This window comes from Pseudomonas fuscovaginae SE-1 (assembly GCF_000364705.1).
In the GTDB taxonomy this organism is placed as follows: domain Bacteria; phylum Pseudomonadota; class Gammaproteobacteria; order Pseudomonadales; family Pseudomonadaceae; genus Aquipseudomonas; species Aquipseudomonas fuscovaginae_A.
The window spans coordinates 17,352-42,037 of the sequence record NZ_AQOH01000082.1 but is presented as its reverse complement, the minus strand read 5'-3'; the positions used below and the strand labels follow the sequence as shown (position 1 = coordinate 42,037).

General features: G+C 64.4%; 28 protein-coding genes. 11 read left to right on the top strand and 17 right to left on the bottom strand.

What is annotated here, in order from left to right; translation table 11 throughout:
* Together K675_RS30560 and K675_RS33895 are read left to right on the top strand one after the other, a co-directional pair.
* On the top strand, positions 1–303 hold a 303-nt coding region (locus tag K675_RS30560; RefSeq protein ID WP_037006401.1), incomplete at its 5' end, for a methyl-accepting chemotaxis protein.
* 176 nt (positions 304–479) lie between these two features.
* Positions 480–605 carry a PA1414 family protein gene (locus K675_RS33895; RefSeq protein ID WP_017903325.1) on the top strand — a complete coding sequence of 42 codons (126 nt, stop codon included), beginning with the start codon at positions 480–482 and terminating at the stop codon, positions 603–605.
* Between the two features lie 97 nt (positions 606–702).
* Here the strand turns inward: K675_RS33895 and K675_RS0109715 are convergent, their stop codons facing one another.
* From K675_RS0109715 to speB, 5 genes are all read right to left on the bottom strand, one after another.
* Positions 703–942, bottom strand: a complete 240-nt coding sequence (locus K675_RS0109715; protein WP_017903324.1) for an acyl carrier protein — start codon at positions 940–942, stop codon at positions 703–705.
* A 266-nt stretch (positions 943–1,208) separates the two neighbouring features.
* Positions 1,209–2,588: a sodium:solute symporter gene (locus tag K675_RS0109710; RefSeq protein WP_026145070.1), complete on the bottom strand. Its 1,380-nt coding sequence runs from the start codon at positions 2,586–2,588 to the stop codon at positions 1,209–1,211.
* A 162-nt stretch (positions 2,589–2,750) separates the two neighbouring features.
* On the bottom strand, positions 2,751–4,262 hold the full coding sequence (locus tag K675_RS0109705; protein ID WP_198291631.1) for a purine-cytosine permease family protein: 1,512 nt from the start codon (positions 4,260–4,262) through the stop codon (positions 2,751–2,753).
* 51 nt (positions 4,263–4,313) lie between these two features.
* Entirely contained in the window at positions 4,314–4,724 is a 411-nt protein-coding gene (locus K675_RS0109700; RefSeq protein ID WP_017903321.1) for a YybH family protein, read from the bottom strand.
* 9 nt (positions 4,725–4,733) lie between these two features.
* On the bottom strand, positions 4,734–5,684 hold the full coding sequence (gene speB, locus K675_RS0109695; protein WP_017903320.1) for an agmatinase: 951 nt from the start codon (positions 5,682–5,684) through the stop codon (positions 4,734–4,736).
* Between the two features lie 402 nt (positions 5,685–6,086).
* On the opposite strand from speB, the gene K675_RS0109690 reads away from it, so the two are divergent.
* The gene (locus tag K675_RS0109690) at positions 6,087–6,980 is read left to right on the top strand and encodes a LysR family transcriptional regulator (RefSeq protein ID WP_017903319.1); all 894 of its coding nucleotides are present in this window, start codon (positions 6,087–6,089) and stop codon (positions 6,978–6,980) included.
* A 14-nt stretch (positions 6,981–6,994) separates the two neighbouring features.
* Complete coding sequence (locus tag K675_RS0109685) at positions 6,995–7,594, top strand: tRNA-uridine aminocarboxypropyltransferase (protein WP_017903318.1); 600 nt, start codon at positions 6,995–6,997, stop codon at positions 7,592–7,594.
* A 9-nt stretch (positions 7,595–7,603) separates the two neighbouring features.
* Here the strand turns inward: K675_RS0109685 and K675_RS0109680 are convergent, their stop codons facing one another.
* The gene (locus tag K675_RS0109680) at positions 7,604–7,999 is read right to left on the bottom strand and encodes a YbaN family protein (RefSeq protein WP_017903317.1); all 396 of its coding nucleotides are present in this window, start codon (positions 7,997–7,999) and stop codon (positions 7,604–7,606) included.
* Between the two features lie 16 nt (positions 8,000–8,015).
* Complete coding sequence (locus tag K675_RS0109675) at positions 8,016–8,603, bottom strand: YecA family protein (RefSeq protein ID WP_017903316.1); 588 nt, start codon at positions 8,601–8,603, stop codon at positions 8,016–8,018.
* Positions 8,604–8,886: 283 nt separating this feature from the next.
* On the opposite strand from K675_RS0109675, the gene recQ reads away from it, so the two are divergent.
* The 4 genes from recQ (at position 8,887) to K675_RS0109655 (ending at position 14,184) form a co-directional block, all read left to right on the top strand.
* Entirely contained in the window at positions 8,887–11,016 is a 2,130-nt protein-coding gene (gene recQ / locus K675_RS0109670) for a DNA helicase RecQ (RefSeq protein ID WP_017903315.1), read from the top strand.
* A 152-nt stretch (positions 11,017–11,168) separates the two neighbouring features.
* Entirely contained in the window at positions 11,169–11,603 is a 435-nt protein-coding gene (locus K675_RS0109665; protein WP_017903314.1) for a MarR family transcriptional regulator, read from the top strand.
* 129 nt (positions 11,604–11,732) lie between these two features.
* Positions 11,733–13,889: a FimV/HubP family polar landmark protein gene (locus K675_RS0109660; protein ID WP_026145069.1), complete on the top strand. Its 2,157-nt coding sequence runs from the start codon at positions 11,733–11,735 to the stop codon at positions 13,887–13,889.
* 10 nt (positions 13,890–13,899) lie between these two features.
* Entirely contained in the window at positions 13,900–14,184 is a 285-nt protein-coding gene (locus K675_RS0109655) for a SelT/SelW/SelH family protein (protein WP_017903312.1), read from the top strand.
* A gap of 56 nt (positions 14,185–14,240) precedes the next feature.
* Here the strand turns inward: K675_RS0109655 and K675_RS0109650 are convergent, their stop codons facing one another.
* The 3 genes from K675_RS0109650 to K675_RS0109640 form a co-directional block, all read right to left on the bottom strand.
* Positions 14,241–14,537, bottom strand: a complete 297-nt coding sequence (locus K675_RS0109650; protein ID WP_017903311.1) for a hypothetical protein — start codon at positions 14,535–14,537, stop codon at positions 14,241–14,243.
* Positions 14,538–14,682: 145 nt separating this feature from the next.
* A complete protein-coding gene (locus K675_RS0109645) occupies positions 14,683–15,573 on the bottom strand; it encodes a DMT family transporter (RefSeq protein ID WP_017903310.1) in 891 nt (296 codons plus the stop codon).
* A gap of 78 nt (positions 15,574–15,651) precedes the next feature.
* Entirely contained in the window at positions 15,652–16,407 is a 756-nt protein-coding gene (locus K675_RS0109640; RefSeq protein ID WP_017903309.1) for an AraC family transcriptional regulator, read from the bottom strand.
* A 131-nt stretch (positions 16,408–16,538) separates the two neighbouring features.
* Here K675_RS0109640 and K675_RS0109635 point away from each other — a divergent pair, with 131 nt between their 5' ends.
* The gene (locus K675_RS0109635) at positions 16,539–17,360 is read left to right on the top strand and encodes a UDP-2,3-diacylglucosamine diphosphatase (RefSeq protein WP_020481046.1); all 822 of its coding nucleotides are present in this window, start codon (positions 16,539–16,541) and stop codon (positions 17,358–17,360) included.
* 18 nt (positions 17,361–17,378) lie between these two features.
* Here K675_RS0109635 and K675_RS0109630 read toward each other — a convergent pair whose 3' ends face one another.
* Positions 17,379–17,690, bottom strand: coding sequence for a DUF962 domain-containing protein (locus K675_RS0109630; protein WP_017903307.1), 312 nt, complete (start codon positions 17,688–17,690; stop codon positions 17,379–17,381).
* A 162-nt stretch (positions 17,691–17,852) separates the two neighbouring features.
* Between K675_RS0109630 and K675_RS0109625 the strand changes: the two genes are divergently transcribed.
* The gene (locus K675_RS0109625) at positions 17,853–18,914 is read left to right on the top strand and encodes an AraC family transcriptional regulator (protein WP_026145068.1); all 1,062 of its coding nucleotides are present in this window, start codon (positions 17,853–17,855) and stop codon (positions 18,912–18,914) included.
* On the opposite strand, the gene K675_RS0109620 is transcribed toward K675_RS0109625, so the two are convergent.
* Entirely contained in the window at positions 18,871–20,325 is a 1,455-nt protein-coding gene (locus K675_RS0109620; protein WP_017903305.1) for a TrkH family potassium uptake protein, read from the bottom strand. The genes K675_RS0109625 and K675_RS0109620 overlap by 44 nt on opposite strands.
* A gap of 119 nt (positions 20,326–20,444) precedes the next feature.
* On the opposite strand from K675_RS0109620, the gene K675_RS0109615 reads away from it, so the two are divergent.
* On the top strand, positions 20,445–21,005 hold the full coding sequence (locus K675_RS0109615) for an NAD(P)H nitroreductase (protein WP_017903304.1): 561 nt from the start codon (positions 20,445–20,447) through the stop codon (positions 21,003–21,005).
* A gap of 98 nt (positions 21,006–21,103) precedes the next feature.
* On the opposite strand, the gene K675_RS0109610 is transcribed toward K675_RS0109615, so the two are convergent.
* From K675_RS0109610 to K675_RS0109590, 5 genes are all read right to left on the bottom strand, one after another.
* Positions 21,104–22,441, bottom strand: coding sequence for a sensor histidine kinase (locus tag K675_RS0109610; protein ID WP_017903303.1), 1,338 nt, complete (start codon positions 22,439–22,441; stop codon positions 21,104–21,106).
* 136 nt (positions 22,442–22,577) lie between these two features.
* A complete protein-coding gene (locus tag K675_RS0109605; protein ID WP_017903302.1) occupies positions 22,578–23,012 on the bottom strand; it encodes an LTXXQ domain-containing protein in 435 nt (144 codons plus the stop codon).
* A gap of 145 nt (positions 23,013–23,157) precedes the next feature.
* A complete protein-coding gene (locus K675_RS0109600) occupies positions 23,158–23,835 on the bottom strand; it encodes a response regulator transcription factor (protein ID WP_017903301.1) in 678 nt (225 codons plus the stop codon).
* 34 nt (positions 23,836–23,869) lie between these two features.
* Positions 23,870–24,277, bottom strand: a complete 408-nt coding sequence (locus K675_RS0109595) for a translation initiation factor 2 (RefSeq protein WP_017903300.1) — start codon at positions 24,275–24,277, stop codon at positions 23,870–23,872.
* A 109-nt stretch (positions 24,278–24,386) separates the two neighbouring features.
* Positions 24,387–24,686 carry a YciI family protein gene (locus K675_RS0109590; protein ID WP_017903299.1) on the bottom strand — a complete coding sequence of 100 codons (300 nt, stop codon included), beginning with the start codon at positions 24,684–24,686 and terminating at the stop codon, positions 24,387–24,389.

The window sequence follows — 24,686 nt, the reverse complement described above, 5'->3', positions numbered from 1 at the left end:
GCGCTGAACGCCGCGATCGAGGCGGCCCGGGCCGGTGAGCAGGGGCGCGGGTTCGCGGTGGTGGCCGATGAGGTCCGGCAGTTGGCCGGGCGTACCAGTGCGGCCACCGAAGAAATCGTCACGGTGGTCCAGCAGAACCAGAAGCTGGTGGACGAGGCGGTACGGGACATGTCCACCAGCCGCGTCAAGGCGGAGCAGGGTTTGTCCCTGGCCAACCAGGCCGGTGAAGTGATCGTCGAGATTCAGGACGGCGCCAAGCAGGTGGTAGGGGCGGTAGGTCGCTTCGCCAACCAGTTGAAATGAGCATCAACGGCAGGCCGGTAGCGGCCTGACCGACGTCCGCACGTCGGTTTGTAGCTTTTTGCCATGATTTAGCGCAACGAACGCCACGCAAAGGAAGCATTACACGGCACTTGGAGCTATGATCTGTTCGAGGCGATCAAGAACCATGTCGCTCGCATTACCCTGAAGGGGGCTTTATGAAAGACAAACTGCAAACCTGGCTCCATGACCTCGGTGTCGCCCTCGGCCTGATCGAGCCTCCGCTGCAACCGGTGCCGATCCGCACCGACGACGATCGCCGTCGCCGGCAGCCACGCCGCTAAGCGCTTCCCGGCTCGCGATGTCCTCCTGAGCCGGGGCAACGCATATCGTTCGCTGTTCGAAAGCAGTGATGCCCCTCATTGACCCGATGCCCGAGCCTCAGGCCGCTCGGGTTCTGGCGTAGATAAAACGGCTCAAGTCCTCGATGGTATTGATACCGCGCAGATCCCGCTTGAGGTCCAGTTGCACGTGGAACTGGGATTCCAGGTCCTGGAACAGGGCGGCAATGTCGAGGGAGTAGCTGCGTTCTTCAGCCAGGGAAGGGTCTTGCAGCCATTTCAGTGACAGTTGCTGTTCGATGGAATGGCAGATTTTCTGATGGATCTCGGACCTGTTCATGATCGCCTCACAGGAAAGGGTGTTGGTGACGGGCCCCTTTCCCAGGGCATTGCGATAGTGATCATGAACATGACACCAGCGATCCTTGTACCTTGGGACTAATCCCAAAGGCAGTCGCTAAGTGCCAGTACAGCACAGCTTGCCTGGAATGCATTCCACCACTGGTCGGAGACTGGGGGGAACCTTGCAGCAGAGCGGCACGATCTAGAAGACGAAAAAAAACGGATGCGACCACCGACGTCGCACCCGCTGAAGTAAACGCAGTATCAGATGGCGCTGGCCACGGTCGCCGGGCGACGTGACAGCAGGCTGATGACGATGAAGCTGACCAGGCCGACGGCCAGGCTGTAGTAGATCGGCGTGTTGGCGTCCAGGCCGTCCTTGAACATGAACACCAGGGCGGTGACGAAGCCCAGGGCCATGCTGCCGATCGCGCCGGCGGTGGTGGCGCGTTTCCAGTAGATGGCACCGATCAGCGGGATCAGCATGCCGCCGACCAGCAGGTTGTAGGCCAGGGTCAGGGCGCTGATCACGTCATTCACCACCAGCGCGATGCCCAGCACCACCAGCCCGGTCAGGCAGGTGAACAGGCGGTTCAGACCCAGGCTCGACGGCTTGCCGCCGCGCAGCTTGGGCAGCAGGTCCTCGGTCAGCACGGTGGAGGCGGCGAGCAGGCCGGCGCTGGCGGTGGACATCATCGCCGCCAGGGCTGCGGCGATCACCAGGCCGCGAATGCCGTCCGGCAGCGACAGTTTGACGATGGCGGCGAAGGCGTTGTTGACGTTGTCCAGGTCCGGGATCAGCACGTGGGCAGCCATGCCGATCAGTGCGCAGGCCAGGCCGTAGGCGATGCAGTAGACCCCGGCGACGCTGCCGGCGTACTTCGCGACCTTCTTGTCCTTGGCGGTGAACACCCGTTGCCAGATGTCCTGGCCGATCAGGATGCCGAAGAAGTAGATCATGAAGTAGGTGATGATGGTGTCCCAGCCGATGGTGGTGAAGCTGAAGCTCGCCGCCGGCAGCTTGGCCACCAGCTCATCCCAGCCGCCGACGCGGTACAGGCAGATCGGCAGCAGGATGAACATCAGGCCGACGGTCTTGATGATGAACTGGACGATATCGGTCAGGGTCAGCGACCACATGCCACCGATGGTCGAGTAGGCCACCACCACGCCGCCGCCGAGCAGCACCGAAATCCAGAACGGCAGGCCGAACAGCACTTGCAGCACGGTGCCGATGGCCAGGGTCGAGGTCACGCCGATCATCAGTGCGTAGGCGAGCATGATCACCGCGCTGGCCTGGCGGGCCAGGGGGGTGTAGCGCTTTTCCAGCACCTGGGTGACGGTGAAGATCTTCAGCTTGAGCAGCGGTTTGGCGAGGAACAGGTTCAGCGCGATGATGCCCAGGCCCAGCGCTGCGCACAGCCAGAAGCCGGAAATGCCGTGGACATAGCCCAGGCGCACGGTACCGACGGTTGAGGCGCCGCCCAGCACGGTGGCGGCCATGGTGCCCATGTACAGGGTCGGGCCGAGGTTGCGGCCGGCCACCAGGTAGTCTTCGTGGGTCTTGGCCTTGCGCATGCCGTAGTAACCGAGCAGCAGCATGCCAGCGGCATAAATGAGTACAACCAATAAATCCAGGGCCATGACGGCGTGTCTCCGATTGTAGTTGTTATGGTGGAACAGTGATGTGGGCGCTTCGTTGCTGTGGGAGCCGGCTGGCTGGCGATAGCGGTGTGTCAGCGCATGAACATGTCAACTGACAGTCAGCGATCGCCAGCAAGCCGGCTCCTACAGGGAATGCGTCGGTCAGGCCGTTTGCTGGGCGGCAGATTTTTTCGCCGGGCTCGCCCTCTGGCTGCGCGGATCGTTCGGTCCGTAGACCGCTGGCGATTCCGGGAACAGGCTCAGCAGTAGCAGGTACATCAGCGCCGACAGCCCCAGGGTGATCGGCAGGCTGATGTCGATGCCGTCGGCCAGGTTGCCCAGCGGTCCGACGAACTGCCCCGGCAGGTTGACGAAGCACAGGCCGACCAGCGCGCTGGGGATCCAGGCGCCGAGGCCGCGCCAGTTCCAGCCGTGGTTGAACCAGTAGCGGCCACCGGTCTCGCCTCGGGTGAAGACTTGCAGGTCATCCGGGCAGTAGTAGCCGCGACGGACCAGCAGGCCGATCAGCATGATCACCATCCACGGGGTGGTGCAGGTGATGATCAGCACGGTGAAGGTCGACACGCTCTGTACCAGGTTCGCCGCGAAGCGTCCGATGAAGATGAAGGCGATCGACATGATTCCGATCAGCAGGGTCGCCTTGACCCGCGACAGCATCTTGGGGAACACGCTGGACATGTCCAGGCCAGTGCCATACAGCGAGGTGGTACCGGTGGACATGCCGCCGATCACCGCGATCAGGCACACCGGCAGGAAGAACCAGCTTGGCGACACGGCCAGCAGGCCACCGACATAGTTGTTCGCCGCGATGTAGTCCGGAGCCTTGACCGCGACGATGGTGGCGGTGGCCAGGCCGAACAGGAACGGGATCAGCGTGGCCAGTTGCGCGGCGACGACCGCCAGCAGTATCTGCACCTTCGGCGTTTCCCGCGGGATGTAGCGCGACCAGTCGCCGAGGAACGCACCGAAGGAAATCGGGTTGCTCATCGCCACCAGCGCCGAGCCGATGAAGGCGGCCCAGAACCCGGCCTGGCCGAGGGCCACGGTGCCGGCGAAATGGCTGTCGAACGCCGGTGCGAAGGCGAATATGCCCAGCAGGAACAGCAGGCTGGCCGCCCACACGGCGATGCGGTTGACCCACAGCATGAAGCGGAAACCGTAGATGCACACAGTCAGCACCAGGACCGCGAACAGCCCATAGGCCAGGCCCAGGGTCAGGTCGGTTTCCGGCAGGTCGACCAGTCGCTTGGCGCCGCCGATCAGCGCGTCGCCCGAGCTCCACACCGACAGCGAGAAGAATGCGATGGCGGTCAACAACGACAGGAACGAGCCGACGATACGTCCGTGGACGCCGAAGTGCGCGCCGGAGGACACCGCGTTGTTGGTGCCGTTGATCGGCCCGAACAGGCCCATCGGGGCGAGGATCAGGGCGCCGACCACCACGCCCAGGACGATTGCCCAGACACCGGCCTGGAAGGACAGGCCGAACAGCACCGGGAAGCTGCCCAGCACGGCGGTGGCAAAGGTATTGGCGCCGCCGAAGATCAGGCGAAACAGGTCACCGGGCCGGGCGTCGCGTTCGTTGTCGGGGATCTGTTCGACCCCGTTGGTTTCAATGCTGCTAAGGCTTTTGTCGTTGTTGTTATTCATGATCGCTCCGATCACTGCGGCGCCCCCGTCTTGTGCGGGGGCTGCCGATGTTGGCTAAGGGGAGGGCAGTCCTTGGGGTGTCGCTGACAAATGTTCATGGCAGGCCAGCCAGTGGCCCTGTTCTTGTTGTTGGCGAAACACGATGGTTTCGCGTTCCTGGCTGAAGAGGTGCTCCCCTTGCAGACGCAGCTCGGTGGCCACGTCATGGATGAAAATCGCCACGTCGCCCTGCAGGCTGACGAAGGCGTTGCTTGAGGTGCACGAGAGCACTTCGAAGCCATCCTTGGCACGCCACTCATCCCACAACGCCCGGTAGGCATCGCGCGACAGCAGCGGTTGTTCGAGCGTATGGAAGACGAAGCTGGCGTCGGCGCTGAACGCGCCGAAGTAGGCTTCGCGATCGTTGGCGGCAAAGGCGGCTACCAGTTCGGCGGCGGCCTTGAGAACCTGGTCATGGTCGTTCATGGTAACGCCTCAGCGGTGAGCCACGCCTGGGAGTGCACAGAGCATTTCGTAGAGCAGGTTGGCGCCCAGCAGCGAGGTGTTGCCGGTGGTGTCGTAGGGGGGCGAGACTTCCACCAGGTCGCAGCCGACCAGGTCGAGGCCCTGGCAGCCACGGACGATTTCCAGGGCCTGGATGGTGGTCAGGCCGCCGATTTCCGGGGTACCGGTACCGGGTGCCCAGGCCGGGTCGATGCCGTCGATGTCGAAGCTCAGGTAGACCGGACCGTTGCCGACCTTCTCGCGAACCTCAGCCATCAGTGGCTCGAGGGATTTATGCCAGCATTCCTCGGCCTGGACCACGCGGAAACCCTGCTTGCGGCTCCAGTTGAAGTCTTCGGCGGTGTAGCCCTGGGCACGCAGACCGATCTGCACCACGCGGTCGCAGTCCAGCAGGCCTTCCTCGACGGCACGGCGGAAGGTGGTGCCATGGGCGATTTTCTCGCCGAACATGTGATCGTTGACATCGGCATGGGCGTCGATGTGCACCAGGCCGACCTTGCCGTGCTTCTTGTGGATCGCGCGCAGGATCGGCAGGGTGATGGTGTGGTCGCCACCGAGGGTCAGCGGGATGACATTGTGTTCGAGGATGGCGTCGTAGGCCTCTTCGATGATGCGCACGGCTTCGAGCAGATTGAAGGTGTTGATCGCCACGTCGCCGATATCGGCGACCGACAGCGAGTCGAACGGTGCGGCGCCGGTAGCCATGTTGTAGGGGCGGATCATCACCGACTCGGCACGGATTTCCCGTGGGCCGAAGCGGGTTCCGGAGCGCAGCGAGGTGCCGATGTCCAGCGGCACGCCGACGAACGCGGCGTCGAGGCCGGCGGGCGATTGCAGATGGGGGAGGCGCATCATGGTGGCGATGCCGCCGAAACGCGGCATTTCGTTACCGCCCAGTGGTTGGTGAAGAATCTTGTCCACGGGTAAGCCTCATCGTTTGTTCTGGTTATCAGGCGACCGATTCTGCGAAAGACGCCGGGCGGGAAAAATCGCTGCCGGCAAATACTTAGTTCAGATTTTTCTAAACTAATGAGGCGCCTGGCGTTAGACTTCCCATGCCGTGAACACTGTCGGTGTGTGCAACCGGGCGGTGCGGTGTTGCACTGAACGGCGTGGTGAGCGGGCTTGCCCGCGCTGGAGCGCCAAGCGCTCCCAGGCCTGCCATCGCGGTGCATCAGTAGGATCTGGATGGCTGGTTTTACGGCTGCGGTGCAGCCGAGCGCGGGCAAGCCCGCTCGCCACAAGGGGTGCATCACAGCCAGAGGGCGGTGTATCACCCGCCAAGGAGCGGCGGACTCTCATGCTTATGCCACCGGAGTACCAATGGCCAACGCTTTACCCGACCTGAAACTATTGCGCATCTTCGTCAGCGTGGTGCGCCACCAGGGCTTCGCCAATGCCCAGCAGGAGCTCAATCTCTCGACGTCGGCCATCAGTACCTACATGAGTCAGTTGGAGTCGAGCCTCGGGCTGGTACTGTGTCATCGTGGCCGTGGCGGTTTCAGCCTGACCAGCAAGGGCGAGCTGTTCCACCAGGAAACCCTGCGCCTGCTTGGAGAACTCGAGGGATTCGAACAGTACGCCGCCGCCCTCAAGGGCGAGTTGCGCGGCACGTTGAACCTCGGGGTGATCGACTCGACCGTCAGCGAGCCGGCCTTGCCCCTGGCAGAAGCCATCGGCGCCTACAGCCAGGAACATCCCGGCGTGCACCTGCACCTGTCGGTGCTGAGCCCCTACGAGTTGCAGCTCGGTGTGCAGGACAATCGCCTGGACCTGGCCATCGGGGCTTTTTCCACGCGCATGAGCGGGCTGGTCTACCAACCGTTGTATCGCGAGCAACACTGGCTGTATTGCAGCAACCGCCACCCGCTGTACCACGAGCGGCGCATTCCCGAGCAGGTCATCACCCAGCAGCGCATGGTCGGGCGTGGCTACTGGAGCCAGGCGGAGCTGGCCCGGCATGGCTTCAAGCACAGCGCGGCGACCGTGGAGAGCATGGAGGCGCAACTGATCCTGGTGCTGTCCGGTGCCTACATCGGCTACCTGCCGGAGCACTATGCCCAGCCGTGGGCAGACAAGGGCGACCTGCGTGTGCTGCTGCCGGCGACCTTCGGCTATCAGGCGCCCTTTTCGATGATCCTGCGCCGTGGCCGTAGCCGCGAGCCGTTGATCCAGACTTTCCGCGACCTGCTCAAGGCGCAGCTCAACCAGCCCTGACCGGAGCGACCCAGATGTCCAGAGCCTGTTGTGAACGCTGCCAGCGTCCCCAGAGCCACTGCCTTTGCGCGCTGATCCCGCAGCTCGACAGCCGTACCCGCGTGCTGGTGTTGCAGCACCCGAGCGAAGTCGGCCACGCCTTGAATACCGCACGGTTGGCGACCCTCGGCCTGAGCAATGCCGAGCTGCGCGTGGGTGAGGTATTCGATGACCTGCCGGCGTTGCTCGAGCAGCCCGGCTACCGGGCCCGGCTGTTGTTCCCAGCGGACGATGCGCAGTTGCTTCAGTCTTATGCGGCCGAGACAGACGAGCGACCACTGTTGCTGGTGGTTCCCGACGGCACCTGGCGCAAGGCGCGCAAGTTGTTGTACCTCAACCCGTTGCTGGCCGGTTTGCCGCGGGTCAGCCTGGAACCGGGTGCGCTATCGCGCTATCGCCTGCGCAAGGCACCTGGGCCGGGGGCCCTGTCGACGGTGGAAGCGATTGCCCGGGCGCTGGAAACCCTGGAGCGGCCGGTGTCGTTCGACGCGCTGCTCAAGCCCTTCGAAGCGTTGATCGAGGGACAGATCCAGGCCATGGGGCGCGATACCTACCAGCGTAACCACGGCGATTGAGCGCCTGGGTTAGCGCCGTGGTTCCAGGGTCTTCTGCCGCAGGATATAGACACTGACCAGCACCGCACTGGTCAGCATGAACAGGCGCGCCCAGAACAGCGGCACCAGGTAGCAGGAAAAACCGATGCTCAGCCACATCAGGCCAATGGCGTAGACCTTGCCCTTGAGCGGGATGCCGTTACCGTCCAGGTAATCGCGGATCCACGGTCCCAGGCGCGGGTGTTCCACCAGCCAGCGGTAGAAACGGGGGGAGCTACGGGCGAAGCAGGCGGTGGCGAGCAGCAGGAACGGGGTGGTTGGCAGGACCGGCAGGAAGATCCCGAGCACGCCCAGCGCCACGCTCAGCCAGCCGATGGCCAGCAGCGCATAGCGCAGGAGCGGCGAGCGATTGCCCGTGGGGCGCATCGCCACAGGCCGTGACTCAGTGGTGGCGCGGCTTGAGGATCGCCGGCTTCTCGTCGGGCGCGTTGCACAGCAGATAGAGTGCGGTCAGCGCTTCCGGGATCTGCACGATCATGTCGTCCATCAGGTTGGCATCGGCGGCGATGTCGGCGAATTCCGGCTGTTCGTCGAACAGGCCCGAACCGACCATGATCGGCAGGAGCATTTCGCTGACTTCTTCCTCGGCGGTTTCGAACCAGGCTTCCTCGCGCAGGAACACCCCTTCCATGAAACCGATGCACCAGCCGCGCAGTTCGGAATCGTCCGGGTCGTCGCCCAGGTCGAGGTCGCACGGCAGTTCGAACTCCTCGTCGGAGGCCAACTGGCGGGAGATGTGGGCCTTGAGCTGGATCAGCGTGGCTTCGATTTCCTCGCGCTGGGCGGCGTCCTTGTAGCGCGGCTCTTCGGCGAACAGCGCGTCGATCCATTCGCGATCGGGGACCACCTCCGAGCAGATCGACAGCGCAGTCAGGTAGCCGTGTGCGGCCACGTAGTCCAGCGCTTCTTCGTGCAGCTCGTCGGCGTCGAGGAAGGCTTGCAGGCGGGTGAGTTGCTCAGCGAAGGACATGAGGGGGCTACCTTGGGAATAAACGATGTTGAATTCTAGGCGTTCTTGAGCTCGCAGGCCAGCAAACACATAGATTTGCGCGGTTTCGCTCCTCATTAAGGATAGTCGTTGATCGACCGGCAGGGCCCTCTGCCGGATAACGCTCGGGTATACTGCCGCGTTTTGTGATGCCCCGTTGCGGGTCGCGAGGGCTGGAGAAATGCCCGCTTACGGTTTTTTTCGTCAGGACAGCGGCTTTTCGACCAGCCTTTGCAGGGGCGTTTCGGTGATTTTTGGAGTGGCTATGCTCGAACAGGCTCAACGCGTCCTCAAGGACATCTTCGGTTACGACAGCTTCCGCGGTCGCCAGGGTGCCATTATTGAGCGCGTGGCCAATGGCGGCGACGCCCTGGTGCTGATGCCGACCGGTGGCGGCAAATCGCTGTGCTACCAGGTGCCGGCGCTGCTGCGCGAGGGCCTGGCGGTGGTGGTATCGCCGTTGATCGCGCTGATGGACGACCAGGTCGCGACGCTGGAGGAACTCGGCGTGGCGGCGGCGGCGCTGAACTCGACGCTGAGCGCCGAGCAGCAGCGCGAACTGGCCGCGCGGATTCGTCGCGGCGAGGTGAAAATGCTCTATCTGGCGCCCGAGCGCCTGGTGCAGCCGCGCATGCTGGCGTTCCTGCAGAACCTCGACATCGCCCTGTTCGCCATCGACGAAGCCCACTGCGTGTCGCAATGGGGCCACGACTTCCGTCCGGAATACCTGCAACTGGGCCAGTTGGCCGAGATGTTCCCCAACGTGCCGCGCATCGCCCTGACCGCCACCGCCGACAAGCGTACCCGCGAGGAGATCGTCAACCGCCTGCACCTGGAGAATGCCGAACGGTTTCTCTCCAGCTTCGACCGGCCGAACATCTTCTACCGCATCGTGCCCAAGGAGCAGCCACGCAAGCAGTTGCTGGCGTTCCTTTCGCAGCGCCGGGCCGACTCCGGGATCGTCTACTGCCTGTCGCGCAAGAAGGTCGACGAAGTCGCCGCGCTGCTTTGCGAGCAGGGGTTCCCGGCGTTGCCGTACCACGCCGGGCTGCCCGCCGAAACCCGTGCGGAGAACCAGAAGCGCTTCCTCAACGAGGAAGGCCTGATCATGGTCGCGACCATCGCCTTCGGCATGGGTATCGACAAGTCCAACGTGCGTTATGTCGCCCACCTCGACCTGCCCAAGTCCGTGGAGGCCTACTATCAGGAGACCGGCCGGGCCGGTCGTGACGGCTTGCCGGCGGACGCCTGGATGGCCTACGGCCTGCAGGATGTGGTGATGCTCAAGCAGATGCTGCAGAACTCCGAAGGCGACGAGCGCCACAAGCGTCTGGAGCATCACAAGCTCGACGCCATGCTGGCGCTGTGCGAAGAGACCCGTTGCCGCCGCCAGACGCTGTTGGCCTATTTCGATGAGGACCTGCCGCAACCCTGCGGCCACTGCGACAACTGCGTCGACGGAGTCCAGACCTGGGACGCCACCGAGCCGGCGCGCCAGGCGTTGTCGGCGATCTATCGCACCGGCCAGCGCTATGGTGTCGGTCACCTGGTGGATGTGCTGCTGGGCAAGGAGAACGACAAGGTCCGCAGCTTCGGTCATCAGCACCTGGCGGTGTTCGGCGTCGGCAAGGCACTCAGCGAGGGCGAGTGGCGCTCGCTGTTCCGGCAGTTGGTGGCGCGCGGCCTCGCCGATATCGACATCGAAGGCTATGGCGGCCTGCGCCTGAGCGACAGCTGTCGGCCGCTGCTGCGCGGTGAGGTCACACTGGAGCTGCGCCGCGACCTCAAGCCGCAGGTCGCGGCCAAGAGCGTTTCCGCCAGCCCGGCCAGCCAACTGGTGCGGGGCGAGGAGCGCGAGCAGTGGGAAGCCCTGCGCGCCCTGCGCCGCAAGCTGGCCCAGGAACATGCCGTGCCGCCGTATGTCATCTTCCCCGACTCGACGCTGCTGGAAATGTTGCGCAGCCAGCCGACCAGCATGGCCGAGATGGCCCGGGTCAGCGGCGTCGGTGCGCGCAAGCTGGAGCGTTATGGCGAGGCGTTCCTCGAGGTGCTGGCCGGCGAGGCCGAGACGCCCAGGGCGGTGGTCGATATCCGTCACGAGCTGATCAGCCTGGCGCGTGCCGGCATGACCCCGCTGCAGATCGCCGGCCAGTTGCAATGCTCGGAGAAGAACGTCTACACGCTGCTGGCCGAAGCCATTGGCCGCCAGCAGTTGTCGCTGGAGCAGGCCCTGGACTTGCCCGAGGACCTGCTGGGGGAAATCCAGGACACCTTCCTCGACGGCGAGGGCCAACTGCCTGCCGTGAGCGAGGTTGCCGAACTGTTCGCCGGACGTGTACCCGAGGGGGTCCTGTATTGCGTGCGAGCCGCCCTGCAAGCCGAATTCGAACTATGAGGAGAGGGAAATGCAGGATTCCCGGCCTATCTCTGGGTTATTTGCGACAAGTCATGTTTGCAGACGGCTCAGGCCTTGCCTCCAGCCAGGCTCCATGCTTAGCTGACTAATAATTAGTTTTATCTATTTTCAAGTCTGACCATGAGTTTCCTATGTCGTTAACCGATGAACACCGTTTTGGCATGCAACTGGCGCAAATGTCCCGTGGCTGGCGTGCCGAACTGGATCGCCGCCTGGCCGGCCTGGGACTGTCCCAGGCCCGTTGGCTGGTGTTGCTGCACCTGGCGCGTTTTTCCGAGGCGCCGACCCAGCGTGAGCTGGCCCAGAGCGTCGGAGTGGAAGGCCCGACCCTGGCCCGCCTGCTCGACAGCCTGGAAACCCAGGGGCTGGTCCAGCGTCACTCGGTGGTCGAGGACCGCCGGGCCAAGAAGATCGTGCTGTGCGCGCCGGCACGGCCGTTGATCGAGCAGATCGAAACCATTGCCACCGCCTTGCGCCATGAACTGTTCGAGGGCGTCGACGAAGAGGACCTGCGCATCAGCATGCGGGTTCACAGCCGGATCCTGGCGAACCTGGAAAAATCCTGAGGCATTCCCGCTCTGCCGGATTTGGAGAATCCCTGGCCGGCAGACTATAAGATTTACTGGTTCTGTGTATTGTGTTGGCATTCGTACCCCGTTGGCCACGGGGTGATGTCGGGCCTTTAAGGGATACTCATGCTCGAGAGTTTGCAGTCCGTGTCGCGGTGTTCCACTGAAAAGCCCCTGTTCCGACGGCGCTGGATGGCCGTGGTGGCACTGTCACTGCTGCACCCGGCGCTGGCTTCGGCCATGGGGTTGGGTGACATCACCCTGCATTCGGCGCTCAGCCAGCCGCTCGATGCGGAAATTGCCCTGATCGATCCCGGAGACCTGAGCGAAGGCGAGCTGTCGATCAGTCTGGCGACGCCCGAGGAGTTCTCCCGGGCCGGCGTCGAGCGCCTGTTCTTCCTCAACGACCTGCGTTTCACGCCGGTTCTGCAGGGCAACCGCAGCTTCATTCGGGTGCAGTCGAGCAAGCCGGTCAGCGAGCCCTTCCTGAACTTCCTGATCCAGGTCAACCGGCCCAACGGTCGCCTGCTGCGCGAATACACGGTGCTGCTCGATCCTCCGGGCAGCGGCACCTACAGCCCGCCACTGCGTACCAGCGCCGTGCAACAGTCGGCGCCTGTCGCCGATGTGGCCCCGCCGCCGGCGACCCAGGGCAAGCGCTACACCGTGGCCAGGGGCGACAGCCTCTGGAGCATCGCCAAGCGCTTGAACGAGGCGGGCAGCAAGGCCAGTGTCAATGAATTGTCCCAGGGCATTCGTGCGCTCAACCCGGGCAGCGAGCGACTGGCTGTCGGCCAGAGCCTGCTGCTGCCGGATGTTGCCGTGGTGCCAGGCAGCACGGCTGCGACGGCCGCGGCGCCTGCGGCGGCGCTGAGCGAAGCGGCGCAGAACGCTGAACGACTTGCCGCCGCGACACTGGAAAACCAGCAGCTGCAAAAAACCATCGAGGAACTGCAGGCCCGCCTGAAGACCCAGGACGAGCAGATCGCCAATGATCGGAAACAGCTGGGCGAACTGCAAGCGCAGTTGGCGGAGCTCGAGGCCAGGCCGGCGGCCTCCGTGGTTGCGCCAGCGCCGGTTGCGCCTCCTGTCGCGCCGGCTCCGGTGGTCGCCGAAAGGTCCGGCGGCCTGAACCTCTTGCTCCTGGCCGCTCTGGCGGTGCTGCTCCTGTTGCTGGCGGCCGCCCTGGTGGTGCGTCGCCGGCGCCGTCCGACACCATTGCCGGTCGACCCCGCGCCGCTGCCCCAGGATGCGCCGATGTTCACCCGTGTGCTGCCCGCCGCCACCGCCAGTGCTCCGGCGGAGCACAACGAGCCGCTGGCAGCGGTGGCGCGGCGCGAAACCAGTGAAGTGCCGGATGCCCTGGAGGGCGTGAGCATCTACATCGCTTACGGGCGCTTCAAGGAGGCGGCGGGCATTCTGCGCGAGGCCATACTCAAGGAACCACAGCGCACCGATTTGCGCCTGCGCCTGCTGGATGTGCTGGCCCAGCAGGGTGACAACGATGCCTACACGGTTGAAGAACGGCATCTGCTGGACACCGGTTTCAGCGAGTCGACCCTGCGCGACCTGCGCGCCAAGCATCCGAAACTGCACGTGGCGGCGTCAGCCGCTCCGGTGGCAACCGTACCCGCGCCCACACCAGCCATGGCAGCGGTCGTTGCTCCTGCCGCCGTGGCTGGCGCTGCGACGCTGGCCGCCCCGGTGCTCGCCGCCGACTGGCTGGAAAAGGAGCCCGAGGCCAAATCCGAGCCTGAGCCGGCACCACGGGAAGACGAGTTCCAGCTCAACCTCGACGACCTGTCGATGGATTCGGACTGGGATCTGGTCAGCCCGTTCGACAACACCCTGTCGCAACGAGGCAAGGCCCACGAAGAACCCTCGGCGCTGTCCGGCGTCGATCCGCAGTTCGCCAGCAACCTCAACGAGCTGCCGCAGGTGTTCGAGATGCCCGACGAGCAGTTTCTCAGCGATTTCGCCGAGCCGGCACCCGAGCGGCCGCTGGCAGACGAACTGAGCCTGTCGCTGGACGGCGATAGCCTGGACGACGAGTTTCTCGACAGTTTCATGAGTGATGAGCAGCCCCTGGATATCGAGCCGCTGGAAGTGGATTTCGACAGCCTGGAGCGTGAGCAGGCCTCGGCCAGCAAACTGGAGCAGGCGCAGACCTTCATCAATGTCGGCGACCTCGATCACGCCAGCCAGTTGCTGCACGAACTGCTCAGGGAGGGTGACGAACCGTTGAAGCAGACGGCGCGCACCCTGCTGGCCAGTATCCGCTAGGGGGCCGATCATGAGCACCGTCAAACCGGAAATCGTCATCACCTACTGCACCCAGTGCCAATGGCTGTTACGGGCCGCCTGGCTGGCCCAGGAGCTGCTGAGCACCTTCTCCGACGATCTGGGCAAGGTGTCCCTGGAGCCCGGCACAGGCGGAGTGTTCCGCATCACCTGCAATGCCGTGCAGATCTGGGAGCGCAAGGCCGACGGCGGTTTTCCCGAGGCCAAGGTGCTCAAGCAACGGGTACGTGACCAGATCGATCCGGAACGTGACCTGGGCCATAACGAGGCTCGTTGAGAGGCACTGACGTCATTGTCATCGCTCGACTGGCAACGACGTCATGCCGGGCGGGGTCACTCGGAACGGGTGAGCCTGGCCTTGATGAAGCCCGCTACCAGGCTCAGTATCGCACCGCCGACCCCCCCGCTGGCGATACCGCTGGCAATCGAAGTCAGGTCGAGGTTGCCGACGTCCCCGCCGAAACTGCCGTTGGTGATCACCGCCAGCACCTGGCTGAGCACCACCCCACCGATGCCGCCTGCCAGTGAATTGAACCAGGGACCGAGGCTGTACTTGTCGGTGGCGGCGCCGGCGATATTGCCACCCACTGCACCGCTGACCAGTTGAATCAGGAGACTGATGAATTCCATGGATGAACCCTCCACAGTTTGAGTTGGAGGGCAACTGGCATCGAGCTACTGCTGGATCACTGCCGCTGTCGCCGAGCAGCCCTGCTATCCGGGGAACGACGGCTGGCTGTTGCGGATGCTGCAAGTATAGGACAGCCACCGAAAATCACGGGGCGGCTGCAACTTCCAGGTTCTTTCGACGGGGCGCGCCGCTCAGCAGGCTCGACAGCACGATTGCGACGATGATCAATACTCCGCCGAGCAGCATGCGCGCACTGGGACTTTCACCGAACAGCAGCCAGGCGGCGATGATCCCGTAGACCGGTTCCATGGCGAAGACCACGGCGGCGGTGCGGGCCTTGATCACCGCCAGGCTGGCCACGAACAGGCTATGCGCGACCGCCGTACAGAACACCCCGAGCAGCGCCAGCCACAGCCAGTCCAGTGCGCGAACCTCGCCAAGGCCGGGGCCGGCCCAGGGCAGCAGGCACGCCGCGACCACCAGGTTCTGGCACAACGCCGCCTGAACCGCGCTGATTCGACCGGAACCGGCCCGGTTGTTCAGCGACAGCAGCGAGAACAGCAGCCCGGACAGCACGGCCCAGAGCAAACCGGTGGTGGCCTGGCTGGCGAGGTCGAATTCGGGAGTGACCAGCACCAGGCCGATACTGACCAGCAGCACCAGGAGCATCTCATTCAGGCGGATGCGTTCGCGGAAAATCACCCCTTCGAGGATCACGGTGAATGCCGGAAAACTGGCAAACCCCAGGGTGGCGACGGCAACACCGCCGACCTTCACCGCGAGGAAGAAACTGACCCAGTGTCCGGCCAGCAACAGGCCGCTGCCCAGCAGGCGGCGCCAGTCCCGCGCCTGCAGGCGCTGCCAGCGGTTATTGCGCGAGAGACTGGCGAACACCACGAGGGCGAGCACGGCAAAGCTTGCGCGTCCGAAGACGATGATGGCGGGAGCGGCGACGGCGAGTTTGCCGAACACGCCGGTCAGGCCGAACATCAATGCACCGATGTGCAAGGCGCCGAGGGCGGAGCGGGGCGTCATGTTGATCCTTGGAAGCGGTTATGCACGAGCAGGCAGTCTAGGGCGCAAGGCGTATCGCTGTCTGTCGCGGGACTCGCGTCAGTTGTCGCCAGGCTCGCGACGCAAGGCGGTCGGCGAAGCACCGAACTCGCGCAGGATGGCGGCGCAGAAGGCGCTCTGGGAGCTGTAGCCGACCCGCACGGCGATCTCGCCGACTGGCAGCGCGGACTCGCGCAACAGGCCGAGGGCGAGCCGTAGCCGACGGGTGCGAATGTACTCCATCGGTGTCTGCCCGCATTCGGCCATGAACCGGGCATGCAGCCGGGCGTTGGACAGGCCGGCGATGCGTGCCAGATCGGCGACTTCCAGCGGGCGCGCGGCATAACGATCGATATGGGCGTCGAGGGCCGCCAGGGGCAGGTGTTTGTCGGCGATCGCCGCCGCCGGTGTGTTCAGGCTGGCCAACAGCAGCACTGCGCCCTGGCGGGCGATCAGCGGGTCCTGCACCGGGCTGTTGGCCAGCCAGTCGACCAGGCGGCCCTGGCTGGCATTGAGCGCCAACGAGCCGGCCCGGTCGATCAGGCGGCGGCTGGCGTCGGCGTGGTCTCCCAGCGACTGTACCAGCCAGTGTTCGTCCGGCACGTCGAGCACCAGGCAGCGACTGCCGTCCGGGCTGCCGCAGGTGTGATGGGCATCGTAGGGCACCACCGCGACGCTCTGCTGCACCACCCGGCTGCCGCGGCCCTCGATTTCGAAGTCGAGCCGACCGGACAGGCCGAACACCAATTGGGCATGGGCATGGCTGTGGACGATCAGTTCTTCGCTGTATTGGCGCAGGGTCAGGAACGGGCCCATGGCGGTCTCCTCGGCAGATTTCCAGTCTACACCGGTTGGGCCGCTTCGGCGGCTGTCACAGGACTGTCGTTTTTCTGTCATGGTCAGTTCACTGCCCCGGTGCAAGCTCAGGAAAAATCCGGAGAATGCCCATGACCCGTGCGGAGCTCGCCAAACCCAGTCGCAAGCAGCGTGTGCGAACCCTGTGGATTTCCGATGTGCACCTCGGCACCCGCGATTGCCAGGCCGAGCATCTGTCGCAGTTTCTCAAGGGCTATCACGCCGACCGTATCTACCTGGTCGGCGATATCATCGACGGCTGGAAGATGCGTGGCGGTATGTACTGGCCCCAGGCGCACACCAACGTGATCCGCCGCCTGCTGACCATGAGCAAACGTGGTACCGAGGTGGTCTATGTCACCGGCAACCACGACGAATTCCTGCGCCGCTACTCGAAGCTGATCCTCGGCAATATCCAACTGGTGGACGAAGCCGTGCACGTGACCGCCGACGGCCGCAAGCTGCTGGTGATCCACGGCGACCAGTTCGACGTGATCACCCGTTACCACCGCTGGCTGGCGTTTCTCGGCGATTCGGCCTATGAGTTCACCCTGACCCTCAACCGCTGGCTGAACCATTGGCGGGCCCGCTACGGTTATGGCTACTGGTCGCTGTCGGCGTATCTGAAGCACAAGGTCAAGACTGCGGTGAATTTCATCAGCGACTTCGAAGAGGCCATCGCTCACGAATGCGTGAAGCGTGGACTCGATGGCGTGATCTGCGGGCATATCCACCATGCCGAAATCCGTCAGGTCGGCGAAGTGGAGTACCTGAACTGCGGTGACTGGGTCGAATCCTGCACGGCGCTGATCGAGCACTGGGACGGCACTATCGAGTTGTATCGGCTGGCCGATGCCCAGGCGAAAGAGGCCCAGCTCAAGCTGGACCTGCGCAAGGTCACCCAACCCGGCTGAATCCCGCCCCCTTTTTTCCTAGAAGGGAACCCGTCCGAGCAGCATGTCCCGGTACATGACGAAATCGCCCAGCAGGCTGTAGAAAGGATGCTGAAAGGTTGCCGGGCGATTCTTCTCGAAGAAAAAGTGCCCGACCCAGGCGAAGCCGTAGCCGGCCAGTGGCAGCAGGGGCAGCAGTCCCCAGGCTCCGCGACCGATGATCAGCGCGAGAATGAAGATCACCAGCGTGGTCCCGACGAAATGCAGGCGGCGACAGGTGCTGTCGGCGTGCTCGTTCAGGTAGTACGGGTAAAACTCACTGAAGCTGTTGAATTTCCGGACGTTTTCCATTGAGTACTCTCCGTACTTCTTATTGGCGGCGTTGGGTCGCTCCTCGGGGAGCTTGGTTCAGTCTAGATTTCAGTAGCGGCGGCGACCAGTGACAATAGGCGCCACTTTAGTATCCTTAGACCATTAGTCATCGTGTGCGGCATACCCTGTAAAGAACAGACCATGAGCGAGAGAACCACTTCTGCAAGCTGGGCGATGGGGATTGTCAAGGCGCTGGAAATGGACGGTCTGGATTGCCGTGTGCTCTTCCAGCAGTTGGGGCTCGATTACGCTGCACTGGACGACCCCGATGCACGCTTCCCCCAGGACTCGATGACGCGCCTCTGGCAGCGGGCGGTGGAGCTTTCCGGCAATCCGGCGATCGGCCTGAACATGGGCAAGGTGGTACGCCCGGCGTCCTTCCATGTGGCCGGCTATGCGCTGATGTCCAGTCGGACCCTGGCCGAAGGGTTCATGCGTCTGGTGCGCTACCAGCGAATCATTGCCGAGAGCGCAGACCTGAGTTTTCGCCTGCTGCCTGAAGGTTATGCGCTGATCCTGACCGTCCACGGCGACCATCTGCCACCGACCCGGCAGAGCGCCGAGGCCTCGCTGGCCTGTGCGCTGTCGTTATGCAGTTGGCTGACCGGGCGTAACCTGCAGCCACGCAAGGTGTTGCTGCAGGGCTCGCAGCCGGAGGATATCAACCCCTACAGGCAGGCGTTTCACGCGCCGCTGGTGTTCGATGCGCCCTATGACGCGCTGATTTTCGAAAAGACCGACATGGAGGCGCCGCTGCCGACGGCCAACGAAGCCATGGCGTTGTTGCACGATCGCTTCGCTGGCGAGTACCTGGCGCGGTTCTCCGGGAGCCGCGTGACCCACAGCGCGCGGCAGGTGCTGTGCCGGCTGCTGCCCCAGGGCGAGCCCAAGCGCGAGATCGTCGCCCAGACCCTGCACCTGTCCCAGCGCACCCTGCAGCGGCGTTTGCAGGAGGAGGGCACGAGTTTCCAGACCCTGCTCGACGATACCCGCCGCGAGCTGGCCGAGCAGTACCTGGCGCAGCCGCGCATGACCCTGCTGGAAATCGCCTACCTGCTGGGGTTTGCCGACCCGAGCAATTTCTTCCGCGCCTTCCGCCGCTGGTTCGAGGTGACGCCCGGTGAATACCGGGCGCGGTTGCAGGGGCAGGTGGCGCCGATCAGTGACGCCAGAACGCCGGAATACACAGCACGAACACTGTGATGATCTCCAGGCGGCCCAGCAGCATGCCCACGGAGAGGATCCACTTGGCGCCGTCGGGCAGGCTGGAGAAGTTGCCTGACGGTCCGATCACCTCGCCCAGGCCCGGACCGACCCCGGATACGGTGCTGGCGGCACCGGTCAGCGCGGTCATCCAGTCCAGGCCGATCAGCGACAGGGCCAGGGCGATGGCGCAGATGGTGATGGCGAAGAAGAAGGAAAAGGTCAGGATCGAGCGGACGATTTCCTCGTCGAGGCGGTGACCGTTGTACTTCTGCTTGATCACCGCCCGTGGGTGGATCAGTTGGTTGAGGTTGGCCTTGAGCAGGATGTAGGCGACCTGGAAGCGGAAGATCTTGATCCCGCCCGCGGTCGAGCCCGAGCAGCCGCCGATGAAGCCCAGGTAGAAGAACAGCATCAGCGAGAAGTTGCCCCACAGGCTGTAGTCGCCGAGGGCGAAGCCGGTGGTGGTGACCACCGAGGTCACGTTCAGGGCCACGTGGCGCAGGGCGTCGAGCCAGTGCAGGTCGGTGGTCCACCAGTACCAGGTGCCGAGTACCAGCCAGGTCACCAGCAGCAGCCCCAGCAAGCCCTGTACCTGCTGGTCCTTGATCAGGGCCTTGCGCTGGCCGCGCAGAGTCGCGACATACAGGGTGAACGGCAGGCTGCCGAGGATCATCACCACCACCGCGACCCAGTGCACCGCCGGCTGGTGCCATTTGGCCAGGGACTGGTCGGAGGTCGAGAAACCGCCGGTGGAGATCGCCGACATCGAGTGGTTGATCGCATCGAACAGGCTCATGCCGGCCCACCAGAAGGCCAGGGTGCCGAGGATGGTGATGCCGACATAGGCGGTGACGATCAGCCGGGCCACCATGTGCGAGCGTGGCATGACCTTCTGCGAGCGGTCCGAGGACTCGGTCTGGAACAGGCGCATGCCGCCGATACGCAACAGCGGCAGGATCGCCACCGCCATGCCGATGAAGCCGATGCCGCCCAGCCAGTGCAGCAGCGAGCGCCAGATCAGGATGCCCGGGGACATGTCGTCCAGGCCGCTGAGCACCGTCGAGCCGGTGGCGGTGATGCCCGACATGCTTTCGAAGAAGGCGTCGGGTACGCTGGTGTGCAGGGTCAACAGGAACGGCAGGGCGGCAAAGATGCACACCACCACCCAGCTTGATACCGTGAGCAGGTACATGTCCCGGGGGCGCAGATGCACCTGTTCCGGGCGCCCCGGGATCACCATGGCCAGGCCGGCGACGAAGGTGATGGTGCTGGCCCAGAGGAACGAGGGCAGGTCGCCGGTGCGGTCGAAAATCACCAGCGTCAGCATGGGCACGACCATGCTGATAGCGAGGGTGATCAGGAATATGCCGATGATGAAACCGATGATGCGCAGGGTCGGCAACGCCATGAAATGAGCTCTGGGCAGGGAAAGGCGGTCATTCTACCTGCGGACCTGTCCATGTAAACCGCCAGGGGCCGGGCCGATATGGCTAGAATAGCCGCACATTTTTTCTCAGGAGGTAGCCCATGGAGGCTCTCGACAATTTGCTCAACCGTGTTTCCGCCCCGCGCCTGCTGGACCCGGCACCGACTGCGGCCCAGCGCGAAGTGCTGTTCCAGGCGGCCATGCGTGCCCCGGACCACGGCCAGTTGCAGCCATGGCGCTTCCTGACGGTGGAAGGGGCGGCACGTGAGCAGTTGGGGCAACTGCTGGCCGAAGCCGTGCGGGAAAAGGGTGGCGAGGTGACCCAGGCGGCGCTGGACAAGGCCCATGCGATGCCGATGCGCGCGCCGCTGGTGGTGGTCGTGGTCGCGCGCCTGCAGGAGCACTTCAAGGTGCCGAAGTCCGAGCAACTGCTGGCCGCCGGCTGTGCGGCGCATGGCATCCTGCTGGCCGCGCACGCCCAGGGCATCGGCGCGGTCTGGCGTACCGGCGAGTTGTCCTACTCGCGGCATGTAGCCAAGGGCCTGGGCCTGGGCGACGACGAGGAAGTGATCGCGTTCCTCTACCTGGGCACGCCGCAGAACGAGCTGCGGGCCGCGCCCAGGGTTGACGTGGCGCAATTCGTCAGCGCCTGGTCGGCCTGAAACACTCAGGCCCGTCCGCGAACAAACCCGCCCTGCAGGAGCCGGGCTTGCCCGCGAACGGGCCCGCGAAAACACCGCAAATCCCCCTTGCCTTCGCCTCAGGCGGTTGCGGCTTCCGGCTCCAGCGGCAGGTCCAATGTGGCGATAAAACCGCCCTGCGCGTGATTGGCCAACGTCAGGCTGCCGCCATGGCGCTCCGCCGCCCGCCGGGCAATCGCCAGGCCCAGGCCGTGACCCGCGGCACTCTGGCCCGGGGCACGGAAGAACGGCTCACCCAACTGCGCCAGGTGCTCGGCCTCGACGCCGGGACCATGGTCGCGCACGCTGATTTCGATCCGCTCGCCCTGGCGTCGGGCCACAACCTCGATGGCCTGATCCTCGGGATTGAAACGCTGGGCATTGCGCAGCAGGTTGTCCACCGCCCGTTCGATCATGGTCGGCCAGCCACGCAGGCCCAGCGACTGCTCGACATCGAGCTGTACCCGCTGCCGCGGGTAGCCGAGCAGGGTTTCCCTTTGCAGTTCCTGCAGCAGTTGATTGAGGTCGACCTGTTCGGCGCTGGCCTGATCGGCATCGACCCGGGCCAGGACGAGGATTTCACTGATCAGCGCTTCCAGTCGGTCGCATTCGCGGGTCAGGCGCGGCCACAGGCGCTCACGCTCTTCGGGCGATGAGCGCTCCGCCAGGGCCAGGGCGATCTTCAGGCGCGCCAGCGGAGAGCGCAGTTCGTGGGAGACATCACGCAGCAACTGCCGCTGGCTGCCAATCAGGCTCTGCAGGCGCGCGCCCATCAGGTTGAAGTCCTTGGCCAGTACGCCGAACTCGTCGCGTCGCGAGGCCAGCTTGGCCAGGCTGTTCTGTTGATAGGTGGTCTGGCCCAGGTCATGCACCGCGCCGCGCAGGCGGCTGAGCGGGCGGGTGATCGACAGGGTCACCAGCAGGCTGAACAGGGTCAGCACCACCAGGGCAATACCCAGGGCGCTCAGTGGCCAGAGCAGGCTGCCGCGGTGCCAGGCATCCAGTTCCGGGTGGGGAATGCGGTAGATCAACAGATAGGTGTCACCGCTTTTCGGGCTGGTGTACTCCACGGTCAGCCGGCGCCAGGGCAGGCGTCGATCATCGTTGTGCTGGCGGGCCTCCAGGGCGGCCGCACGGCGCGGGAAGGTGCCGCGCACCACCGGGTCGCCGCTTTCGTTGAGCACCTGCACGTCGATGTGGTACTGCTTCTTGCGCTGTTCGAGGATGTCCTGGGCGGCGTCCTCGCCCTGTTCCTCGTAGGTCTGCGTCCAATCCTCGGCCAAGGTCGCCAGGCCCGGGTGGCGACTGAGAATCCAGGCATCCTGGTTGAGCATGTGCCCGAGCAGAATCGACAACCCCGCGACAAGGGCAATGGCCAGCCAGAAGCTGGCCAGGATGCGCCAGAACAGTGATCGCACAGCAAATCCTCGAATCGATCCGGTGGAAACAGGGAAAGCCCGACGGCGCTGGCCGTCGGGCGCGTGGGCTGTGTGGTCGATGCGTCTACTCGACGTCGAGTAGACGCATCGACCGTACGGGCCTCTGTACAGCGGATTATTGCGCCTTTTGCGCGTGCTGTGCTTTCCAGGCCTTGAATTCGGCCCATTCGGCGCGGCGTTCAGCACGTTTTTTCTGGATCTCGTCGAAGGTCTTCTGCTGGTCAGGCCTGAGCAGGGCGCGGATTTCCCCGTCGGTTTTCTGGCGGGCGGCGTCCAGCTCGCCCTGGAAGGCCGTCTGATCGGCTGGCGAGAGCTTGGCCAGGTATTTCTCGGTGAGTTCCTTGCGGGCGTGCATCTGTTCGCCCATCAGCCTGCCGATGGCATGACGCTGTTCGCGGTTCAGGTCCAGTTGGCCGTAAGGGGCTTTCCAGTGATGCTCGCCGCCATGAGGGCCACCAGGGCCGCCCAGTGGGCCACCGTCTTCGGGCATGGCCATGGCAACGGTGGGCAGGGCGGCAGCGAACATCAGGGCGATAAGGGTCTTGCGCATGGTGTTTCTCCTTGTCTCGGTTCCGGTCGGTCCGGGTGAGTACAGATTAAGGAGATCAAGGTCAGCGGCGGTCAGCGGAGGGTAAAGCTTGGGTAAAGACGCTTTGCCGGGGAGTTGACGCTGGTGGGGGATGGCCGCCATCGCATCAGGGCGCGTAGTAGTACCCGCGACTACGCAACGCCACGATCCGCGGCCTGCCATCCGGATGCGGGCCGATCTTCTTGCGCAGGTTGCTGACATGCATGTCCAGGCTGCGATCGTAGAGGGTCAGCTTGCGACCTAGGGCGATCTGCGCCAGTTCCTGCTTGTCCAGTGGCTCGCCCGGCTGTTTCAGCAACGCTTCGAGCAGGCGGCTTTCGGAGACGGTGAGGGTGAAGTCCTGCTGGTCGATGGTGACCACGCCACGTACCGGGCTGAAACACAGGTCGCCCAGCTCCAGTTGGCTCGGCGTCGCGGTCGGATGGCTGCGGCGCAGCACGGCGCGCAGGCGGGCGGTCAGTTCCCGTGGGTCACAGGGCTTGGCCAGGTAGTCGTCGGCGCCCAGCTCCAGGCCGAGGATGCGGTCCAGCGGCTCGCCCCTGGCCGACAGCATCACCACCGGCAGTTCCGGATGGTCGCTGCGCAACTGCTTGAGCAGTTCCAGGCCACTGCCGTCGGGCAACATCACGTCCAGCACCACCGCCGCCGGGGAGCTGTCGGCCAGGGCCCGGCGGGCGCTCAGCCCGTCGTGGCAGGCGCGCACCTGGAAACCTTCCTGGCCCAGCCAACTGCCCAGCAGTTCGCACAGTTCCTGGTCATCGTCAATCAGTAACAGGTCGCTCATGAAATTCTCGATAACAGATCGCCCTCGGGCGCTCTCAATTCAACCATTGCCGACGCTGTCTGCGTCCGCCACTGACGAAGATACCGCAGAGCAGGGCCAGGAGTGCAACTCCGCCACCGGTGATGAACCATTGCTGTTGGTCGGTCAGCAGGCGAGGGGTGGGGTTCGCCAGTGCTTCCTTGAGTTGCAGCTTGAGGCGTTGGTTCTCCTGGCGCAAGCGGCTCAACTGGGGGCTTTCGCGTTCGGCATCGGCACTGGCGAGCTGCTTGCCCAGCTCTTCGCGCAAGCGCTCGCTTTCCTTCAGGCGTTGCTGTAGATCGTTGATCTGGCTCGCGGCACTCAGAGACAGCGGTACGGCATTGTTCGCACTGCCTTCCTCGGCCAGTGCGGTCGCGCCCAGCGACAACGTGATCAACAACAGACTCAACGGACCTTTGCGCATCGGAAACTCCTGATTCCAATCGGTATTCAGGATGTTGTCGGCTGGCGGGCGGGAATAATGAGTGCTTGCCTGCGCGATGCCCGGCCAGCGGGCGTCGCGCAGTTCGGGCTTACGGCAGGGTCTGGCGGAATGGCTTGACCACGACGTTGCCGTAGACGCCGGCGGCAACGAATGGATCGGCCTCGGCCCAGGCCTGGGCGGCGGCCAGGGAGTCGAATTCGGCGACGATCAGGCTGCCGGTGAAACCGGCGGCACCCGGGTCGTTGCTGTCGATGGCCGGGTGCGGGCCGGCCAGGATCACACGGCCTTCGGCGCTGAGCTGTTGCAGGCGCTCAAGGTGCGCCGGGCGTGCCGCCAGGCGTTTATCCAGGGAATTCTCGACGTCTGTGGCAATGATCGCGTAGAGCAT

Coding starts and splice junctions, on each gene's coding strand:
- K675_RS33895 (WP_017903325.1), top strand. CDS start 480: ATGAAAGACAAACTGCAAACCTGGCTCCATGACCTCGGTGTCGCCCTC.
- K675_RS0109715 (WP_017903324.1), bottom strand. CDS start 942: ATGAACAGGTCCGAGATCCATCAGAAAATCTGCCATTCCATCGAACAG.
- K675_RS0109710 (WP_026145070.1), bottom strand. CDS start 2,588: ATGGCCCTGGATTTATTGGTTGTACTCATTTATGCCGCTGGCATGCTG.
- K675_RS0109700 (WP_017903321.1), bottom strand. CDS start 4,724: ATGAACGACCATGACCAGGTTCTCAAGGCCGCCGCCGAACTGGTAGCC.
- K675_RS0109690 (WP_017903319.1), top strand. CDS start 6,087: ATGGCCAACGCTTTACCCGACCTGAAACTATTGCGCATCTTCGTCAGC.
- K675_RS0109685 (WP_017903318.1), top strand. CDS start 6,995: ATGTCCAGAGCCTGTTGTGAACGCTGCCAGCGTCCCCAGAGCCACTGC.
- K675_RS0109680 (WP_017903317.1), bottom strand. CDS start 7,999: ATGCGCCCCACGGGCAATCGCTCGCCGCTCCTGCGCTATGCGCTGCTG.
- K675_RS0109675 (WP_017903316.1), bottom strand. CDS start 8,603: ATGTCCTTCGCTGAGCAACTCACCCGCCTGCAAGCCTTCCTCGACGCC.
- recQ (WP_017903315.1), top strand. CDS start 8,887: ATGCTCGAACAGGCTCAACGCGTCCTCAAGGACATCTTCGGTTACGAC.
- K675_RS0109665 (WP_017903314.1), top strand. CDS start 11,169: ATGTCGTTAACCGATGAACACCGTTTTGGCATGCAACTGGCGCAAATG.
- K675_RS0109660 (WP_026145069.1), top strand. CDS start 11,733: ATGCTCGAGAGTTTGCAGTCCGTGTCGCGGTGTTCCACTGAAAAGCCC.
- K675_RS0109655 (WP_017903312.1), top strand. CDS start 13,900: ATGAGCACCGTCAAACCGGAAATCGTCATCACCTACTGCACCCAGTGC.
- K675_RS0109650 (WP_017903311.1), bottom strand. CDS start 14,537: ATGGAATTCATCAGTCTCCTGATTCAACTGGTCAGCGGTGCAGTGGGT.
- K675_RS0109645 (WP_017903310.1), bottom strand. CDS start 15,573: ATGACGCCCCGCTCCGCCCTCGGCGCCTTGCACATCGGTGCATTGATG.
- K675_RS0109640 (WP_017903309.1), bottom strand. CDS start 16,407: ATGGGCCCGTTCCTGACCCTGCGCCAATACAGCGAAGAACTGATCGTC.
- K675_RS0109635 (WP_020481046.1), top strand. CDS start 16,539: ATGACCCGTGCGGAGCTCGCCAAACCCAGTCGCAAGCAGCGTGTGCGA.
- K675_RS0109630 (WP_017903307.1), bottom strand. CDS start 17,690: ATGGAAAACGTCCGGAAATTCAACAGCTTCAGTGAGTTTTACCCGTAC.
- K675_RS0109625 (WP_026145068.1), top strand. CDS start 17,853: ATGAGCGAGAGAACCACTTCTGCAAGCTGGGCGATGGGGATTGTCAAG.
- K675_RS0109620 (WP_017903305.1), bottom strand. CDS start 20,325: ATGGCGTTGCCGACCCTGCGCATCATCGGTTTCATCATCGGCATATTC.
- K675_RS0109615 (WP_017903304.1), top strand. CDS start 20,445: ATGGAGGCTCTCGACAATTTGCTCAACCGTGTTTCCGCCCCGCGCCTG.
- K675_RS0109605 (WP_017903302.1), bottom strand. CDS start 23,012: ATGCGCAAGACCCTTATCGCCCTGATGTTCGCTGCCGCCCTGCCCACC.
- K675_RS0109600 (WP_017903301.1), bottom strand. CDS start 23,835: ATGAGCGACCTGTTACTGATTGACGATGACCAGGAACTGTGCGAACTG.
- K675_RS0109595 (WP_017903300.1), bottom strand. CDS start 24,277: ATGCGCAAAGGTCCGTTGAGTCTGTTGTTGATCACGTTGTCGCTGGGC.
- K675_RS0109590 (WP_017903299.1), bottom strand. CDS start 24,686: ATGCTCTACGCGATCATTGCCACAGACGTCGAGAATTCCCTGGATAAA.